The organism is Ruegeria sp. CE9 (assembly GCF_056537425.1).
On sequence record NZ_JBQFRO010000081.1, the window covers coordinates 1 to 1,169 of the forward strand.

The window sequence follows — 1,169 nt, forward strand, 5'->3', positions numbered from 1 at the left end:
ACAATCTTCGACACAACGCCGGCGCCGACGGTGCGGCCGCCTTCGCGGATGGCGAAGCGCAGGCCGTTTTCCATCGCGATCGGCGCGATCAGTTCAACCTCGAACGACACGTTGTCGCCGGGCATAACCATCTCGGTGCCAGCCGCCAGGGTCACGGTTCCGGTCACGTCAGTGGTCCGGAAGTAGAACTGAGGACGGTAGTTCGCGAAGAACGGAGTATGACGACCGCCTTCTTCCTTGGTCAGGATGTAGGCTTCGGCTTCGAACTTGGTGTGCGGTGTTACCGAACCCGGCTTACACAGAACCTGGCCACGCTCAACGCCGTCACGATCCACACCACGCAGCAGTGCGCCGATGTTGTCGCCTGCTTCACCGCGGTCCAGCAGCTTGCGGAACATTTCAACACCGGTGCAGGTGGTTTTGCTGGTGTCGCGGATGCCGACGATTTCGATCTCGTCACCAACATTGATCACGCCACGCTCAACACGGCCCGTAACAACGGTACCACGACCCGAGATCGAGAACACGTCTTCGATCGGCATCAGGAACGGCTGGTCAACAGCACGCTCAGGGGTGTCGATATACTCATCAACAGCCGCCATCAGTTCCTTGATCTTCTCTTCGCCGATTTCCGGGTTGTTGCCTTCCATCGCGGCCAGAGCCGAACCTGCGATAATCGGAATATCGTCGCCGGGGTATTCATACGAAGACAGCAGCTCGCGGATTTCCATTTCCACCAGCTCCAGCAGCTCTTCGTCGTCAACCTGGTCAACTTTGTTCATAAACACGACCATCTTCGGGATGCCAACCTGGCGGCCCAGCAGGATGTGCTCGCGGGTCTGAGGCATCGGGCCGTCAGCTGCGTTCACAACCAGGATCGCGCCGTCCATCTGGGCAGCACCGGTGATCATGTTCTTGACGTAGTCGGCGTGGCCGGGGCAGTCGACATGCGCGTAGTGGCGATTATCAGTCTCGTATTCCACGTGGGCGGTCGAGATGGTGATGCCGCGCGCTTTTTCTTCCGGCGCACCGTCGATTTGGTCATACGCTTTGAAGTCACCGAAATACTTGGTGATTGCTGCGGTCAGCGTGGTCTTACCATGGTCAACGTGGCCAATCGTGCCGATGTTGACGTGCGGTTTTGTACGCTCAAACTTTTCCTTTGCCAT

At 58.2% G+C, this 1,169-nt stretch carries 1 protein-coding gene; it reads right to left on the reverse strand.

The window, feature by feature from the left end; translation table 11 throughout:
* Positions 1 to 1,169, reverse strand: a 1,169-nt coding sequence (gene tuf / locus ACR0B3_RS24160) for an elongation factor Tu (RefSeq protein ID WP_480811259.1), incomplete at both ends; no start/stop codon positions are given.